At 60.1% G+C, this 15,828-nt stretch carries 14 protein-coding genes; all 14 read right to left on the bottom strand.

Annotation, left to right across the window (positions count from 1 at the left end; translation table 11 throughout):
• Nucleotides 1-272: 272 nt before the first annotated feature.
• The 14 genes from AC13Q5_RS16810 to AC13Q5_RS16875 all read right to left on the bottom strand — a co-directional run bounded on the left by AC13Q5_RS16810 (nt 273) and on the right by AC13Q5_RS16875 (nt 15,811).
• A complete protein-coding gene (locus AC13Q5_RS16810; RefSeq protein ID WP_457878833.1) occupies nt 273-1,919 on the bottom strand; it encodes an ABC transporter ATP-binding protein in 1,647 nt (548 codons plus the stop codon).
• Between the two features lie 132 nt (nt 1,920-2,051).
• Nucleotides 2,052-2,963, bottom strand: coding sequence for an ABC transporter permease (locus AC13Q5_RS16815; protein WP_075853888.1), 912 nt, complete (start codon nt 2,961-2,963; stop codon nt 2,052-2,054).
• Nucleotides 2,960-4,060: an ABC transporter permease gene (locus AC13Q5_RS16820; protein ID WP_075853889.1), complete on the bottom strand. Its 1,101-nt coding sequence runs from the start codon at nt 4,058-4,060 to the stop codon at nt 2,960-2,962. Before AC13Q5_RS16820 ends, AC13Q5_RS16815 begins: the two co-directional genes overlap by 4 nt.
• On the bottom strand, nt 4,057-5,580 hold the full coding sequence (locus AC13Q5_RS16825; RefSeq protein ID WP_488502489.1) for an ABC transporter ATP-binding protein: 1,524 nt from the start codon (nt 5,578-5,580) through the stop codon (nt 4,057-4,059). The genes AC13Q5_RS16820 and AC13Q5_RS16825 overlap by 4 nt, the downstream gene beginning before the upstream one ends.
• A gap of 7 nt (nt 5,581-5,587) precedes the next feature.
• Nucleotides 5,588-6,688, bottom strand: coding sequence for a BMP family ABC transporter substrate-binding protein (locus tag AC13Q5_RS16830; protein ID WP_075853891.1), 1,101 nt, complete (start codon nt 6,686-6,688; stop codon nt 5,588-5,590).
• A 22-nt stretch (nt 6,689-6,710) separates the two neighbouring features.
• Nucleotides 6,711-8,090 carry an amidohydrolase gene (locus AC13Q5_RS16835; RefSeq protein ID WP_488502490.1) on the bottom strand — a complete coding sequence of 460 codons (1,380 nt, stop codon included), beginning with the start codon at nt 8,088-8,090 and terminating at the stop codon, nt 6,711-6,713.
• A 4-nt stretch (nt 8,091-8,094) separates the two neighbouring features.
• Nucleotides 8,095-8,751, bottom strand: a complete 657-nt coding sequence (locus AC13Q5_RS16840; RefSeq protein WP_488502491.1) for a glutathione S-transferase family protein — start codon at nt 8,749-8,751, stop codon at nt 8,095-8,097.
• On the bottom strand, nt 8,748-9,593 hold the full coding sequence (locus tag AC13Q5_RS16845; RefSeq protein WP_488502492.1) for an aromatic ring-hydroxylating dioxygenase subunit alpha: 846 nt from the start codon (nt 9,591-9,593) through the stop codon (nt 8,748-8,750). The genes AC13Q5_RS16840 and AC13Q5_RS16845 overlap by 4 nt, the downstream gene beginning before the upstream one ends.
• Nucleotides 9,590-10,234 (bottom strand): Rieske 2Fe-2S domain-containing protein, encoded by a 645-nt coding sequence (locus AC13Q5_RS16850; protein WP_488502493.1) that lies wholly within the window; start codon nt 10,232-10,234, stop codon nt 9,590-9,592. The genes AC13Q5_RS16845 and AC13Q5_RS16850 overlap by 4 nt, the downstream gene beginning before the upstream one ends.
• Nucleotides 10,235-10,372: 138 nt before the next feature.
• Nucleotides 10,373-10,657, bottom strand: a complete 285-nt coding sequence (locus AC13Q5_RS16855; protein WP_488502494.1) for an acylphosphatase — start codon at nt 10,655-10,657, stop codon at nt 10,373-10,375.
• Nucleotides 10,658-10,787: 130 nt separating this feature from the next.
• Nucleotides 10,788-12,302, bottom strand: coding sequence for an ABC transporter substrate-binding protein (locus AC13Q5_RS16860; protein WP_488502495.1), 1,515 nt, complete (start codon nt 12,300-12,302; stop codon nt 10,788-10,790).
• Nucleotides 12,303-12,321: 19 nt separating this feature from the next.
• On the bottom strand, nt 12,322-14,025 hold the full coding sequence (locus AC13Q5_RS16865) for a dipeptide ABC transporter ATP-binding protein (RefSeq protein WP_488502496.1): 1,704 nt from the start codon (nt 14,023-14,025) through the stop codon (nt 12,322-12,324).
• Complete coding sequence (locus AC13Q5_RS16870; protein WP_075853899.1) at nt 14,022-14,876, bottom strand: ABC transporter permease; 855 nt, start codon at nt 14,874-14,876, stop codon at nt 14,022-14,024. The genes AC13Q5_RS16865 and AC13Q5_RS16870 overlap by 4 nt, the downstream gene beginning before the upstream one ends.
• Nucleotides 14,873-15,811 carry an ABC transporter permease gene (locus AC13Q5_RS16875; RefSeq protein ID WP_075853900.1) on the bottom strand — a complete coding sequence of 313 codons (939 nt, stop codon included), beginning with the start codon at nt 15,809-15,811 and terminating at the stop codon, nt 14,873-14,875. Before AC13Q5_RS16875 ends, AC13Q5_RS16870 begins: the two co-directional genes overlap by 4 nt.
• Nucleotides 15,812-15,828: the final 17 nt, after the last annotated feature.

Consider the following 15,828-nt stretch of genomic DNA (forward strand, 5'->3'; position numbering starts at 1 on the left):
TTGAAAGGCAACAAAACACCGTTCCGGCCACCCTTCGTACGGTGGCAGGTTCATGATCGTCTGCGGCGGATCGTCGCTGGAACTTTAATGCTCATGAAAGGACGGATAGTGGATAAATGCAACTATTTTTTCGCCCGATCAGATAAAAATTAATCAGCATGCACGGCTGCCTGTTTCTCAGGCATTAATCGCCGCAGGGACGTGCACGAATGGTGGTAATTGGGCAGAAGCGGCCGCATCTGGCGCGGCCTGTGTCTCGTTCGGCGGACGCTTCAGCCGACGGCTTCCCAGTCGCTGCCGGGGATGGCGGCCAGCAGGCGTTGAGTATAGGCATGCGCCGGCGCGCGGAAGATCTGCGAAGGCGGACCGCATTCGACGATCTCGCCCTTGTACATGACGGCGACTTCGTCGCAAATCTGACTGGCGACGCGAAGATCGTGGGTAATGAAGATCATGGCGACCTTGGTATCCTGCTGGATTTCCGCAAGAAGCTTGAGGATTTGCGCCTGGATCGAGACGTCGAGAGCGGAAACTGCCTCGTCAGCCACTAGCAGGACAGGATCGAACATCAAGGCGCGGGCGATGCCGATGCGCTGGCGCTGGCCACCGGAGAACTCATGCGGAAAGCGGTCGAAAGCGCCTTCGTCGAGGCCGACGCGCTTGAGAAGGCGCAGTGCTTTCGTCTTGGCTTCATGCATCGGCAGGCCGTGCGCCATCGGTCCGACGGTGAGAATGCGGCCGATCGTATGCCGCGGGTTCAGCGAGGCGAATGGGTCTTGAAAGATCATCTGCATATAGGGACGAAGTGGCCGGAACTCGTCGTCTGACAGCGGGGCGATATCGCGGCCATCGAAAAGAATCCGACCGCTGTCCGAGCTCAAAAGCTTCAGCAGGACGCGGCCGAGCGAGGATTTGCCGGAGCCGGATTCGCCGACCACCCCCAAGGTGCGCCCCTTGCGGATCGAAAAGCTGACGCCGTTGACCGCCTGTACCGTCCGCGATTTCGACAGGAAGCCGCTTCCCGATCGATAGGTCTTGTTGAGCTTATCGACTTCTAGCACCACGGGCGCTTCGGCAATGGTTTCGCGGCTGACCGTCGTCATACGGGGGACGGCAGCGATGAGACGCTGCGTGTAGGGATGAACCGGTGCATTCAGCACCTGCGCTGCCGGTCCCTGTTCGACGAGGTGACCCTTTTCCATAACGATCACTCTGTCGGCAATCTCGGCAACTACCCCGAAATCATGGGTGATGAACATGACGCTCATCTTCTTGCGCGCCTGTATCTTGCGGATCAATTCGAGGATCTGGGCCTGCGTCGTCACGTCCAATGCCGTGGTTGGTTCATCGGCGATCAGTACGTCCGGATCGAGCGCCAGCGCCATGGCGATCATCACGCGCTGCCGCTGCCCGCCCGATAGGCGGAAGGGATATTGATGCTGGAGAAGATCCGGATCGGGCAGGCCGACTTCGCTGAGCAGCTCCTTTACCTTCTGCCGCCGGCTTTCCGGCGTGCCTACCTTGTGCGCATCGAGAACCTCGATGATCTGATCGCCGATCGTCATCAGTGGATTGAGCGCCGAGAGCGGATCCTGGAAAATGATCGAAACGGCCCGTCCCCGGAGGTTTCTGAGAGTGGCATCGTCGGCGCTTATGAGGTCCGCGCCCTTGAAGCAGATCGTGCCTGCCGTTACTTTTATGATTGATGGCAGCAGGCCCATGATCGCATTCGCAGTCACCGATTTCCCCGAGCCGGATTCACCGATGATGCAAAGGATTTCGCCTTGCATCAGGTCGAAGGTGATATCCTGCACCGCATGCACGCGTTCCATATTCTTGGGAAGGCTGACTGTCAGGCCGCGTACCGACAGTACCGGATCGCTAGGCAGGGCTATATTTGGGGTATCGGATGGGGTCATGGAAGGCCTCCTTGCTCTGAACCAGCGAACACGCCCTCTCAGTGAGAGCTCATGAATTGTCAGAAGCAAGAAGAATGCCGGTATTGCCGCCATTAAGGCAAGCGAAGGAAATTCTTAATCGATGGACTTTTGCTATCGCTCAAACGGTTCGCCGAGTGAGGCGACGCCATTGAGCTTCAAGAGCCGGCGATCTACGGAGATGATGCCAAGGACAATGATCGTCACGAGATAGGGCAGGCATGCAAGCAATTGCGAGGAAATTGCGAGCCCGCTCGCCTGCGCGGCAAGACCCATCAGCGACACCGCGCCGAATAGGCACGCGCCCAGGAAAATCCTCGATGTCAGCCAGGTTCCAAAGACAACGAGGGCGATGGCAATCCAGCCCCGCCCGGCGATCATGCCGTCCGCCCAGAGGGGTGTATAGATCGTCGAGGCATACGCGCCGGCAAAGCCGGCCATCATGCCGCCAAAAGTAACTGCGGCGAAGCGGATTAGGACAATCGGATAGCCGATGGCATGCGCGGCCTTCGGATTTTCACCGACGGCGCGAAGGATAAGACCGACTTTGCTGTAGGCAAACAGCGCCCATATGCCGATTGTGGCGACAAGCGAAATCCAGACGGCGATATCCTGACTGAAAAGACCTCCGACGACTGGAATTTGTGAAAGCCCGGGAATTGCGATCTTGGGCAAGGTGGTGACAGTCAGGCTCTCATAACTCTTGCCGAACAGGGCGGAGAGGCCTTGGCCGAGAATGCCGAGGGCAAGACCGGCTGCAACCTGGTTTGCGTTGAAGCCCAGAATGATACCGGCAAAGATCATGGCGAGGAGCGCACTTCCGAGACCCGCCGCGAGGAAGGCAAGGAAATGGCCGCCACCATGATAAACGACAATGAACGCGATGACGGCGCCAACCGCCATCAAACCTTCCACGCCAAGGTTCAAGACGCCCGCTCGCTCGGCAACAAGCTCGCCCAAGGCTGCCAGCAGAAACGGTGTTGCGGCTGCCAGCATGCCGGCAAGAATGAACTCGACGGCGCTCATGATGCGCTCCGGGCGGGTATGGGGCGCCAGACGATGCGATAGCGCACAAAGGCGACGGCAATGAGATAGATGAGGAGCAGGCTGCCTTGGAACACGCGGACGGCTGCGATCGGCAAATTGGCGGAGACCATGGCGTTATCGCCACCGATATAGAGCGCCGCCATGATGATCGAGGAAACGACGATACCGATGGGATTGAGACCGCCAAGATAGGCAACGATGATTGCCGCGTAGCCATACCCGGTCGAGATCGAACGCTGCAGCTGGCCAAGCGGGCCGGCAACCTCGGCAGCACCCGCAAGACCGGCTGCCGCTCCGCCAATGATCAGCGAAAGCCAGATTGCCCAGCTCTCTTTGAAACCGGCATAGCTCGCCGCCCGGGGAGCCAGCCCGCCAACCTGCAATTTATATCCTGCGAAGCTCTTCTGCATGAAGATCCACGCCGCGATCGACAGACCGGCAGCGAGGATCAGCGAGACATTGACGCGGGTTCCCTCAAACAGGATCGGTACCATGGCATCGTATTGGAACATGACCGACTGCGGGAAATTGAAGCCGTTCGGATCTTTCCATGGGCCGAGGAGAAGATAGTTGAGCAATTGCGCGGCAACGAAGCTCAGCATCAGGGAGACGAGAATTTCATTGGCGTTGAGCCTGACGCGCCAGAAGGCAGTGAGAGACGCCCATAGAGCGCCGCCGAGAGTGCCGAGCAGCAGCATTGTGGGCCACATCCATTGGCCCGTTGCCTGTGGCATCCAGATGGGTATGGCGGAGGCAAAGACTGCGCCAAGAATGAATTGGCCTTCGGCGCCGATATTGAAGACCTTCGCGCGAAAGCCGATTGCCAGACCCTGTGCGATCAGAAGCAGAGGGCCAGTCTTCAGTAACACTTCCGAGAATGAGGCCCAGGAGAAGAACGGCTCGATCAGCATGGCATAGATCACCGCGGCCGGGTCCCGGCCCATGGCGATATAAAGGCCGAGATTGAGGACGATGGTGACAATGAGAGCGATCGGCGGTGCGAGCAACTTCGCGGTGAACGAGGCCCGTTCCCGGCGAGCGAAGGTGGGCAGGGCGGCAGAGAAGGAACTGCTCATGCGAATGCCTTCTCGCGTTGGGGCTGTGCGCCGATCATGTATCGACCGATCTCTTCGGGTTGGGTATCGCGGGTGACAAGCGGCGGGCTCAGCGTGCCGTGGTAAAGGACCTGGATGATGTCGCTGAGCTCGAACAATTCCTCAAGCTCTTCCGATATGACGAGAATTGCCGTGCCTTGATTGCGCAGCTCGATCAGCCGCTTGCGAATAGCAGAGGCCGCGCCGACATCGACGCCCCAGGTTGGTTGCGCAAGAAACAGAAGTTTCGGGGCGAGCATGATTTCGCGGCCGACGATGAACTTCTGCAGGTTGCCGCCGGAAAGCGACCCGGCTTCCGCCTCCGGACCGCGCGTGCGCACGTCATAGTCCCGGATGCACTCGTTTGCGAAGTCGGTTGCCTTTGCATTGTCGATGAGGCCATGCCTGACGAGCTTCAAGGGATGAGCCGTCAGCAGGCTGTTGAGCGTCAGCGACATTTCGGGAACTGCGCCGTGCCCAAGCCGGTCTTCCGGGACAAAGGCAAAGCCCAGCTTTCGACGGCTGGCGGCATCGAGGTTGCCCACATCCTGTCCCATCATGAAGATCTGGTCGCGCTTGTCCCGTGGCAGCGTCGTTTCTCCCGAAATCAGCGCGGCAAGTTCCTTTTGCCCATTCCCGGAAATACCGGCAATGCCAAGAATCTCGCCGCTGCGAACGGTCAGGCTGATGGTGGACAGCGGCACCGAGAAGGGATCGTCCGGCCGGTGATCGAGACCAATGATCTCCAGGCGCTTTTCGCCCTCGACCAAAGGCAATGCGGGTATCGGCTTCGGCATGTCGCGGCCGATCATCATGCGAGCGAGATCATGGGCGTCATGCTCGCGCGGATCCACATGCCCGGTAACGCGTCCGCCGCGCAGGATCGTGGCGCGGTCGCACAGCGACTGGATCTCCTCCAGCTTGTGCGAGATGAAGAGGATCGACACGCCGCCGTCACGCAGCCGGCGTAGCGTGTCGAACAGCTTCTCGACGGCTTGCGGCGGCAGGACCGATGTCGGCTCGTCGAGGATCAGCAGCTTCGGATCGGTCATCAGGCATCGGATGATTTCCACCCGCTGCCGCTCGCCGACCGACAGTTCATGCACATGGGCCAGCGGATCGACTTCAAGTCCGAATTCATCCCCCAGCGTGCGGATGCGCCGCGCAAGTTCGGCCCGGCGGCCGGACACGATCAGGCGGATGTTTTCGACAACCGTCAGGCTCTCGAACAGCGAGAAATGCTGAAAGACCATCCCGATGCCTGTACGCCTCGCTTCCGCGGGGGAAGCAAGGCTGAGCGGCTTCCCATGCCAGGCGATGCTTCCATCGTCCGGTTGTTCGACGCCGTAGATCAGCTTCATCAGGGTCGATTTGCCGGCGCCGTTTTCTCCGAGGATGGCATGGATCGAGCCCAGGGCTACGTCCAGGTCGATATGCTGGTTGGCATGGACCTGGCCGTAACTTTTGGAGATGCCGCGCAGCGACAGCAGCGGGATGGTCATGACTTGATTACTTCGGCAAAGGCGTCTTCACACCTTTGACATGCCAGTCCATCGCAACGATCTGCGCATCCGTCAGCGTCGCGCCGGAAGCCGCGCCCTCGCTGCCGTCGGCCTTGGTGATCGGACCGGTGAACGGCGAAAAGCCGCCGCTGGCGATTTTTGCTTCGGCCTCTTTGATTTTCGCCATGGTCTCGGCCGGGATCGCCGGGCTCCAGTCGACGACTTCGACGACCTTGTCCGCGACGCCGAGGAACGCGTTGGCACCTTTGAAGGTGCCGGCGAGATGCGCATCGACCGATGCCTTGAAGAAGGGCGACCAGTCTGTGGAGATGCAGCCGAGATAGGTCTTCGGCGCATACTTCTTCATCGAGGAATTCAGGTTGAAGGCGTAGACACCGGCCGCCTCGCAGGCTGATATGACCGAGGGCGTATCCTGTGCGTTCGAGAAGATCACGTCGCAGCCCTGCGAAATCAAAGCCTTGGCCGCCTCCTGCTCCTTGGCCGGATCGAACCAGGAATTGACCCAGACGACCGATACTTCGATGTCGGGCTTGACGGCCTGCGCACCGAGCGTGAAGGCGTTGATTGACGTGATCAGTTCAGGAATGGCAAAGGCAGAGACCGAACCGAGTTTGCCGGTCTTGGAGACTGCGGCAGCGGCCATGCCGAGCAGATAGGTCCCTTGAAAATACTTGGCGGCGAAGGGCGAGAAATTCGGTGCGACCTGGAAGCCGGAGGCATGCAAAACGGTAACTTTGGGATTGCGGCGGGCAATCTGAAGCGCGCCGTTCTGATAGCCGAACGAGCCGGCGATCAGGAAGTGGTTTCCGTCGGCGACCGTCTTGTTCATGATGCGATCCGCATCCGGGCCTTCGGCAATGTTCTCGATTACGGTCACCTTGACCTTGTCGCCATAGGCAGCCTTGATCGGATCGAGCCCGGCGGCCAGCGCATGTCCCCAGCCGACATCACCGATCGGCGAGGGCACGACGAGCGTGATGCCGAGCGGTTCGTTGGCGGCGAAGGCGGAGCGGCCGGTAAAGGCCGTTGCGAGGCCTGCGACAGCCGCGCTCTTCATCAATGTTCTGCGGGTTAGATTTTTCTGCATCCCAGTTCCCCTTTTTGGTTTTTCAGAATTCTACTGTTGCAAGTGCCGCCTCGGCCGCGGCAAACAGCGCGGCCTCATCCAGTCCGGTGAATTCGCCGCCCTGCCAGACGATGCGTCCGTTGATCATGGTCAGATCGGTGGGCATGCCGATCCCGACCTTGGCGATCAGGCTCAGCGGGTCATGCCGCGTCCCGACATAGTCCATCCGCCGCGTATCGATTGCGAAGAGATCGGCCGCCATGCCCGGAGCGAGGCGCCCGATATCGGTGCGCCCCAGCAGGCTTGCGCCTCCGCTTGTCGCGTACTGGAGAAAGTCAAGCGGAGCGGGGACGGCGTGCTGACGCGTCGAGGCCGTCAGGCACTGCAGCATGTAGGCGGAATGGATGCAGTGCATGAGGTTCGAGTTGTCGTTCGATGCCGCTCCGTCACAACCAAGGCCAATACGCAAGCCGAAGGCCTGCATCGCCGGGATATCAGTCACTTCGGCGCCGACGAGATAGACTGGCTCCGGGCAATGCGAGACGCCGGTGCCGCTTGCCGCCATTTTACGTAGCTCGTCATGCGTCAGTTCCCAGCAATGGGCATAAAAGGTATCCGGGCCTGCAAAGCCCAATTCGGTGCAGTAGTCGACCGTGCGCATGCCATGCCGTGCCTTGATGACCGGGCTTTCGCCTTCGCCGACATGTGTGTGCAGCTGCACGCGGCGATCGCGCGCCAGCGCGACCGACTCGACGAAGGTTTCGCGATAGCAGTTGACCGGCTGGCAGGGGGCGACGACCACCTGGCGCATGCTGAAGGGGCCGGCATCGTGATAGCTGTCGATCAGCCGCGCGCAATCGGCGATGAATTCATCCGTGGTTTCGAGCATGGCATCCGGGATCGTCGACCCCTCGGATTTCGGCAGGGTGTTGCCGCCGCGACCGGCGTGAAAGCGCATGCCCAGAAGGTCGGCCGCCTCGAACTGGCGATCGATCAGGCGCTTTCCCGCATGGCGGGGAAAGCAATATTGGTGGTCGAAGGCGGTCGTGCATCCGTGCTTGATCATCTCGGCCATGGCGGTGACCGAAGAGTGATAGAAGCAATCTTCGGTCAATCGCGAGAAGATGGGATAGATCCGATCGAGCCATTCGATGACGGAAAGCTTCGTCCAGTCGAGCTCGGCCCGGTTTCGCACGAAGCACTGAAAGAAGTGGTGATGCGTATTGACGAGCCCCGGATAGACGAACCAGCCTGATGCATCCTGGACGATGGTGCCCTCGGGTAACGGATCCAACGACAGGTTCTCGCCGATCGCCTGGATCGCCGGGCCTTTGGTGAGCAGGTCGACGTTGCGGCGTACGCTCGGCCCATTGCCCTCGTCGACGATAACGGCTGCACAATTCTTCAGGAGATAGCCGGTCATTCCATCATGTCTCCCCTGCCGGATGCGGATCGGGTTTCAGTTCGTGCAGGCGGTGAATGCCGGGCATTTCGATGAAACCAGGCAGGCTGCGGATGGCGCGCATCCAGAGCCGGATCAAGGGGTACGGATCAAGCGAGATGCCGCCGTCAGGCGCAAGTGCCACGTAGGGGAAGCAGGCGATATCGGCGATGGTCGCCCGGCTTCCTACAAGGAACCGCATGCCGCGCTCGGCTTGTTCGAAGAGGCCTGCTTCGAGCTCGCGCAGTGCCGCAATCCCCTGAGCCTGCAATGCCTTGATATCTCCTGGCCGCAGCAGCATTTCATGAAGCCGCGCGCCGCCAAGGTTTGCCGTCAGGCGATGCGAAAAGGAGAGCCATTGCTGCACGCGCGCCGTCTCCTGCGGTGAGCCGTGGCCCAGCCACTCCGGCCCACCATCGGCGGCAAGATAGGCAAGCATTGCCGAGGATTCGGTCAGCACGAGATCGCCATCCTCGAGGATCGGGATGGAGCCTGCCGGATTGAGCGCCATAAGCTCCGGCCCACGATGTTCCGCGCCGGGATGGAAGTCGACGGACCGGATTTCAAGCTTGATGCCCAGGATGGCGGCCATCAAGCGCACCTTGTAGCAGCTTGGCGATAAAATATAGTCGTAGAGCTTCATTGTGCGACCAATTGTGCGCCATAGGTATAGTTGTGGCGCTTGAGCCATCGCCGGTAAGCGATCGAGGTGAGGTCGGCCCTTGTCGGGATTTCCATGCCAGGATCAAGCGGAAGAAGTGAAGGGATCTGGTTTTCAAGGATCGAACGATCTTGCAGGAAGATCGTCTGCTGAAAGTGAATGAGGTCCGTCATCGGCGTTTCGTCGTCGAAGAGCGCCATCCACGGCCATACGTCGCATACATCTTCGGCAAGAGGCTGGACGAACAGGGTTATGACATCCCATTCGCTGGGTCGCGGAGGGCATGTCTTGTAGAGGACCGAACAGGTCGGGGCCGGCACGCGATACATGTACTCGGTCGTAATGCCGCCGGTCGCGGACTTGGCAGCCTGCGGTTGGTAGAACTTCACCTGCGTTGCCCAGACTTCATCCACGCCCTCGCGGATTTCGACCTTGTAGTTTTCGACCTCCGTATGCGGTTCCGCGCCGAGGATGTCGGTGTGGACGAAGGGAAAATGCGCGATGTCGAGAAAGTTCTCGACGGCGCGAAGCGGCGAGCAGCGTACGCGGACGACGCCGACGTCGACGAAACGGCGACCTGGCTGATCGGCCTCCGGAATGGCGAAAAGTTCCTTGTCGGGCTTTCCGAGCGAAGACCAGACATGGCCATATCGGACGCGGACAGGGAGGGCTTTTCCCTCGGCAGCCACCACCCGTGCATTGCCATCCTGATCGCGCGCGACCTCGATCGCCTCGCCCATCAGCCAGGTCTTGTTTCCCTTTTCGCTGAGCTGGCTGAAAAGGCCGACCGGATACCATTCGTCGATCATCGCGCCGCCTTTCATTCTGCAATCTCCCTATGGCGCTCTTCCGCTCGGCGGCGGAGGGATTCGACAATCCGGGATGCCGCAAGGCGGTCTGCCGGGCTGCGATCCTTTTCGATCATGAGAAGAATGAGCGTATGCTTCGCCTGAGGCGCCAGCAGCAGCCCGATCCAGGGAAATTCGGGCAGACAGATCAGCCCGTCCTTGTCGATCTTCGCGCCGGCTGTGTCCTCGATCGCCGCAACATCGGTTTCCACCGTTAGCGAGCGCAACGGTATGAGTTCGCCGAGCTGCGGGGGCTGCGTTGCCGGTTGTCCGACGGCTACCCATAAGATGCCATCAGCCTCTTGTACCTGCTGGACGGCGACACGGATGGTTTCGGGAGGAACCAGGTCGGGATGCGCGGGAATGCGAATGCATCCGCCTGACAGCGAATAGCTCCAGCCATGATAGATGCAGGACAGCGCCTCGCCGCGGACGAAGCCGTGCGACAATCTCATTCCGCGATGCGGACAGCGATCGGAAGATGCGGTTGCGCGGCCCGACTGACTGCGCCACAGGGCAATCGGGCCAACCGATGTCCAGGCCGGTATGACGGTTCCTGGTGGCAGATCAGAGGAAAGGGCGACTGGTGCCCAGGATCCGACCCCATCAAATGGCATAGCCTTAACTCTCTTAATTTCACCAATGGCTTAGCGCCACCAGTCATAGGCAGGCGCCGATCCCTGCATCCCCACAGCCTTCAAAAGCTTGCATAAATAATTCGCATTGGCAACAATGATTAAATAAAAGGCAGTAGATCAGGAATTCCTAAGATATGACGGTTCGGCGCTGTCCATGACCCTGCGCTTGATCTCCTCGACCCAGACGTCGATCGGACCCAGCGAGCAGCCCATTTCCAGCATGTCGATCAGTTCCGCAGGCCCGGTGACCTCAAGCTCGATCCGATCCGCATCGGAATGGAAGAATGTCTGCGTAAGTCCGAGTTTTTTGGCATGACGCTGGATCCACGGGACGAATGAGGCCACGTTAAGGTTGCCCAGTATCGTCATGTGTTCTCGAAATTCACCTTGCGGCGCCTGCATCCGTCAACGATCCTTGCTTCACATCAGGATAGCAGAATAACCGCTTCGTGAGTTTGCGAAAGGGGTCGTCTCGCACAGCAACACTCCGCTGTCTTTGTGACAGCGGAGCTTCGGCTCGGATGATGAGATGTCAATTCTTGACTGTGTCTTCAAGGAAGAAGCGGCCAAGTGGATTCTGGTGGAAATTCTCGATGTTCTTGCGCGAGACGTTGATATACGGGCTGTAATAGAGATCGACCCAATTCACGTCGTCCTTCGCCATTTTCTGCAGGTCGATATACATCTGCTCGCGCTTCTTCGGGTCCAGCTCCTGCCGCGCCTTGGCGACGAGATCCTTTACCGCTTCATTCTTGTAGTTGGTCATGTAGTTGTTGTTGGAATCGTGGCCGAGAACGAATGTCGTCTTCTGGTCCGGATCGAGAATGTCGTTGGTCCAGTAGTTGACCGAGATGTCATAATCGCCGGCAACGGTCATGTCCCATTCCTGGCTGGGGTCTACCTTTTGCAGGTCGGCGGTAATGCCGGCCTTGGCTAGCTGCTGCTGAACCAGCACGGCCGTCTGCTCATCCACCTCGTCGCCAGCGCGAATGAGGTACTTTAAGGTGAGATTGGAGACGCCGGCTGCCGAAAGCATCTGCTTGGCCTTCTCCGGATCGTAGGGTCGCTGCAGATTATCCGCATAATAATACAAAGCGCCCTTTGGAATGTAGGAATTGGCGACCGTGCCCTGGTGGAAGGTGACCGCGTCGACGATCGCCTTCTTGTCGATTGCCAGGTCCAGGGCCTGACGGACCTCCTTCTTGCCAAGATCGCCGTGGGCGTGATTGATCAGCAGATGATCCTCACGCGTGGAAGGATCGATCAGCACGCTGAGATTCGGATCCTTCTTCAGCTCCTCGACACGCGAGAAGGGCACGAAGATCGCCGCATCGAGTTGCCCTGCCTGCACGTTGAGCATGCGGGTATTGTCGTCGGGCACCGAGATCCATTCGACGCCATCGAGCTTGACGCGATCCGCCTGCCAGAAATTCGGATTCTTCTTCAGGATGATGCGGTCGCCGCGCCGCCATTCCTCAACGGAGAAGGCTCCCGAGGCGATCGGCTTTTCGGCATAGGCGTCCGGCCCCATCGATTCCATCCCGGCCTTCGAGATCACCGATGCGTTCGGCAAGGCGAGCGTCGATAGGAAAGGCGCCGAGGCGTGCTTGAGCTTGATCGTTAGAGTATGCGGATCGGTCGCAATCGCGGTGTCGATCACCTTGTAGGAATCGCTCCAGAGCGATGCCTTGTCGTCCCGGATGCGCAGCAGGCTGAAGGCCGCGTCATCAGCCGTCAGCGGTGAGCCGTCCGAGAATTTCGTGTCGCGGATCTTGAAGATGTAGCTGAGGCCGTCATCCGAGGCCGTCCAGCTTTCTGCGAGGCCCGGCTCCAGCTTCGTGCCCGTCTTGTCGACGCGCACCAGCACGTCGTAGACGTTGGAGAACACCCAGTTGTCGATATTCTGCGCCGTCTTGATTGGGTCGAACGTTGTCGAATCCTCGCGGCGGCCGATGGTCAGCACGCCGGCAGCTTCGGCGTAGCTGGCACTTAGCGTCAAGCCGACAAGAATTGCGGCAAGCCCGATTGTTTTCCACCTGTTGGTCATGAATTCGTTCCCTTCGTTGTTATCGCATGCGTTTTGCTGATTGGGTCTGCCCGGCCGGCGTCGCATCGCGTTCGCCATGCAGCGGCCTGTCCGGATCGATATCGGGGATCGCTGCAATGAGCGCCGCGGTATAGGGATGCTTCGGGTGAGAAAAGATCTCCTGCGAGCGGCCTTCCTCGACGATCTCGCCGCGATACATCACGACGGTCCGCTCACAGAGATTGCGCACGATGGCGAGATCGTGGGCGATGAAGATCAATGTCAGGCTCATCCTGCGCGTCAATTCGCGGAATAGATCGACGATCTGCGCCTGGATGGTGACATCGAGAGCGGCCACGCACTCGTCGGCTATGATGAGTTTCGGGTCGATCGCCAGCGCCCTTGCAATGCCGGCGCGCTGGCATTGGCCGCCGCTCATGCTGCGTGGCTTGCGGTCGGCGAATTCACGCTCCAGCCCGACGAGATCGAGAAGCTCGGCTATGCGTGTGGGGATGTCGGCCCTCGCGACCTTGCCGTGGACTTTCAGGACCTCGGCGAGCGTCTGGCCGATCGTCAGGCGCGGGTTGAGTGCGTTGAACGGGTCCTGGAAAACCATGGCGGTTTCGCGTCTCAACCTGGCAAGGCCGGCGCTTTTCTGCTGGGTGAGATCCACACCATCGAAAGTGACATGACCGGAAGAGATCGGGGTAAGGCCGAGAATGGCGCGGGCAAGCGTGCTCTTGCCGCTCCCGGATTCGCCGACGATGCCGATGGTTTCACCCGGCATGACCTGGAGGCTGACGTCAGAGACAGCGCTGATTGTCTTCGCACCGCTGCCCTTGAAGAGACCGCCGCCGACCTTGAAGCGGACGTGCAGGTCGTCGATTTCGAGCAGCGGCCTGGCTGCCATGTCCGGTCGGGCCGGCTCCGGCTGCGTTACTGCTGCTTCGTCGGGCAAGGAGGGGTGGCTCTTGATTAGTTCGATCGTATAGGGATTTTCAGGCTGGCCTAGGATCGTCCTTTTGAGGCCTTGTTCCAGCAGCCGGCCGCCGCGCATGACGGCGATCCGGTCGCAGGTCTGGGCGACAATGCCGAGATCATGGGTGATGAGGATGATTGAAAGCCCGCGCTTGTCGCGAATGTCGATCAGGAGGCGCAGGATCTGCGCCTGGATGGTGACGTCGAGGGCCGTTGTCGGCTCATCGGCAATCAGGATCTTCGGGTTGCAGGAGAGCGCGACGCCGATCATCGCACGCTGCCGCATTCCGCCGGAAAACTCGTGCGGATAGCTGTCATACTGCCTGATGGGATCGGGAAAGCCGACCTGGGCAAGGATCTCGGTCGCGGCTGCGCGGGCCTCGCGCGCTTTGAGACCCTGATGGTAGCGGATGCCCTCCGCGATCTGGTCGCCGATGCGCATGACGGGATCGAGATGGCTTGTCGGATTCTGAAAGATCATGCCGATCTCGCCGCCGCGAACCTTGAGCATCTCGGCGTCGCTGATTTCCGTGAGCTCGCGGCCATCGAGCCGGATCGAGCCATTTTCGATCTTCAGCAGCGACGATGGCAGCAGCCGTACCAGCGAGCGGCACAAGAGGCTCTTGCCGGAACCGCTCTCGCCGACGAGGCCGAGAATCTCACCCTTGCCGAGATCGAGCGAAACGCCATCGATCAGCGTGCGTGCACCGCCGTCGAGACGGGCTTTGACTACGAGGTCGCGAACGGAAAGGACGGGCTCGCTCATTCATGCACCCCGAGCAGTTCGCCGAGCGCATCGCCCAGCATGCTGAAGCCGAAGGCGAGGCAGACGATGGAAAGGCCGGGAAAAAGCGTTATCCACCAGGCCGTGGTGATGAAGCTCTGGCCTTCCGCGACCATGACGCCCCATTCGGCAAGCGGCGGCTGCACGCCGAGGCCGAGATAGCTGACGGCCGCGCCGCTCAGGAGCACTAGCACGGCATCCGACATGGAAAAGACGATCGAACCCGCAATGGCGTTCGGCAAGAGATGACGGAACATGATGCGTGGCCGGCTGAAGCCGAGACTGACGGCGGCAACAGCATAGTCGCTGCCCTTCAGGATCAGCATCTGCGCGCGGATGAGACGCGCATAGGATACCCAGCCGACCAGGGCCATGGCAATGTAGAAGCTGCTCAACCCCGGCCCGAGGATGGCGATGATCGACAGCATCAGCACCAGGAAAGGGAAGGCGAGGATGATATCGACGATGCGCATGAAGAGCGCGTCGACAATACCGCCGAAAAAGCCGGCGACGGTGCCGACAGTGGTGCCGATCACGAAGGGAAAGAGTACGCCGATGATGGCGATCTGCAGATCGATGCGCGCACCCCAGATGACGCGGGACAGAATATCGCGCCCGAAATTATCGGTGCCGAAAGGATGAGGCAGCGACGGCGCCTGCAGGCGGACATCGGCATTCTGGAAGATCGGATCATAGGGCGCGACGAGAGGGGCGGAGATCGCGAGAAAGAGGAAGAACAGCAGGATCCCGCCGCCAAGCGTCAGCGTCAGGTGCTTGCCGATGAACTTCCTCCAGTCGATGCCGCGATCGGCAATCGTATTATCGATGCTCATAGTCTCACCCTCGGATCGGCTGCGACGGTCACTATGTCGGCGAGGAAGTTGACGAGCACCGTGGCGCAGGCAAACACCATCGCAACACCCTGGACGACCATGTAGTCGCGCGAGAAGATGGCGCGCACCAGCAACTGACCCATGCCGGGCAGGGCAAAGACGCTTTCGACGACGACCGTGCCGCCGATCAGCCAGCCGATGTTGACTGCAAGCAGGTTGATCGTCGGCACCAGAGAGTTCGGCACGACATGCCGCCAGAAGACGATACCCTCTGGCATGCCGCGAGCACGAGCCGCGGTCGCCACGTCCGATTTAAGCGATTCGATCATGGCCGCCCGCAGGCTGCGGGTCAGCACGGTTGAGAGCGACAGCGCCACCGTCAGGGCCGGCAAAATGAGATGGGCAATCTTCTCGCCGATCGACGTGCCGTAGCCCGAGACCGGCAGGACGCCTAGCTGGACACTGAAGAGGATGATCAGCATCAGCCCCAGCCAGAAGGGCGGGAAGCCGATGCCGAAGGTCGAGACGACACGCACGATATGGTCCGGCGCGCGGCCGACATTGCGCGCCGCGATCGCCGACATCGGCACGGCAATCACGATTGAGAGGATAACGCTTGTGACGACCAGCGCGATGGTCGGCTCGATCCGGGTCGAAATCAGCGGCAAAACGTCAATCTTGTAGAGGATCGATTTGCCCATCTCGCCATTGCCGAGATTCTTGATGAAATAGAAATATTGCAGCCACATCGGCTGATCGAGGCCATATTGCGCGCGAATGCTGGCAAGTGCTGCCGGTGTAGCGCGCGTGCCGAGGATATTGCGTGCGGGATCGCCGGGAATGAGGCGGACCAGCACGAAGGTGATAACGCTGATGCCGAAGATAACAGGCAGGAACTGCAGCGGTCGCGTCAATACGAATTTATAGCGATGCATGGCGGCGATCGCCCCCT

It is taken from the genome of Martinezella sp. CNPSo 3964 (assembly GCF_057784375.1).

Coding starts and splice junctions, on each gene's coding strand:
- AC13Q5_RS16875 (WP_075853900.1), bottom strand. CDS start 15,811: ATGCATCGCTATAAATTCGTATTGACGCGACCGCTGCAGTTCCTGCCT.
- AC13Q5_RS16845 (WP_488502492.1), bottom strand. CDS start 9,593: ATGAAAGGCGGCGCGATGATCGACGAATGGTATCCGGTCGGCCTTTTC.
- AC13Q5_RS16810 (WP_457878833.1), bottom strand. CDS start 1,919: ATGACCCCATCCGATACCCCAAATATAGCCCTGCCTAGCGATCCGGTA.
- AC13Q5_RS16815 (WP_075853888.1), bottom strand. CDS start 2,963: ATGAGCGCCGTCGAGTTCATTCTTGCCGGCATGCTGGCAGCCGCAACA.
- AC13Q5_RS16840 (WP_488502491.1), bottom strand. CDS start 8,751: ATGAAGCTCTACGACTATATTTTATCGCCAAGCTGCTACAAGGTGCGC.
- AC13Q5_RS16865 (WP_488502496.1), bottom strand. CDS start 14,025: ATGAGCGAGCCCGTCCTTTCCGTTCGCGACCTCGTAGTCAAAGCCCGT.
- AC13Q5_RS16855 (WP_488502494.1), bottom strand. CDS start 10,657: ATGCAGGCGCCGCAAGGTGAATTTCGAGAACACATGACGATACTGGGC.
- AC13Q5_RS16860 (WP_488502495.1), bottom strand. CDS start 12,302: ATGACCAACAGGTGGAAAACAATCGGGCTTGCCGCAATTCTTGTCGGC.
- AC13Q5_RS16870 (WP_075853899.1), bottom strand. CDS start 14,876: ATGAGCATCGATAATACGATTGCCGATCGCGGCATCGACTGGAGGAAG.
- AC13Q5_RS16835 (WP_488502490.1), bottom strand. CDS start 8,090: ATGACCGGCTATCTCCTGAAGAATTGTGCAGCCGTTATCGTCGACGAG.
- AC13Q5_RS16830 (WP_075853891.1), bottom strand. CDS start 6,688: ATGCAGAAAAATCTAACCCGCAGAACATTGATGAAGAGCGCGGCTGTC.
- AC13Q5_RS16820 (WP_075853889.1), bottom strand. CDS start 4,060: ATGAGCAGTTCCTTCTCTGCCGCCCTGCCCACCTTCGCTCGCCGGGAA.
- AC13Q5_RS16850 (WP_488502493.1), bottom strand. CDS start 10,234: ATGCCATTTGATGGGGTCGGATCCTGGGCACCAGTCGCCCTTTCCTCT.
- AC13Q5_RS16825 (WP_488502489.1), bottom strand. CDS start 5,580: ATGACCATCCCGCTGCTGTCGCTGCGCGGCATCTCCAAAAGTTACGGC.